At 55.4% G+C, this 278-nt stretch carries 1 protein-coding gene; it reads right to left on the bottom strand.

Annotated elements, in window-relative coordinates; all coding sequences use genetic code 11:
* Nucleotides 1-278 (bottom strand): hypothetical protein (locus ACODJP_RS13945; RefSeq protein ID WP_422482525.1); only part of this gene is annotated, 278 nt, incomplete at both ends.

The following is a 278-nucleotide window of genomic DNA, read 5'->3' as shown; positions in this document are numbered from 1 at the left end:
CAACAGCGCGGCGATCTGGTTTATTCCCCACCCCTTCGCCAGAAGGCGCAGAACTTTACGCTCTGAAAGAGTGAGCATCGCCGCAGAGTGGTAGCTTGCGAAATCGCTGTCCTCATCCCCGGCAAACAGCGTACGGCTAATCTGTTCAGCCGCACGGCTACCGGCGCAAATCACCTCAATCAGCCGGTTAACCGGCTCGCTCTCGGAGATCAACGAGCTTTCAGGACGAATTAATAGCTCAACGGCCAACGGATAGAGGCTGTCGCTGACCATAAAAA

It is taken from the genome of Pleomorphochaeta sp. DL1XJH-081, assembly GCF_049310885.1.
In the GTDB taxonomy this organism is placed as follows: domain Bacteria; phylum Spirochaetota; class Spirochaetia; order Sphaerochaetales; family Sphaerochaetaceae; genus CAYZJV01.
Note: the sequence above shows the minus strand (reverse complement) of the source record. Positions and strands in the feature narration are given on the sequence as shown.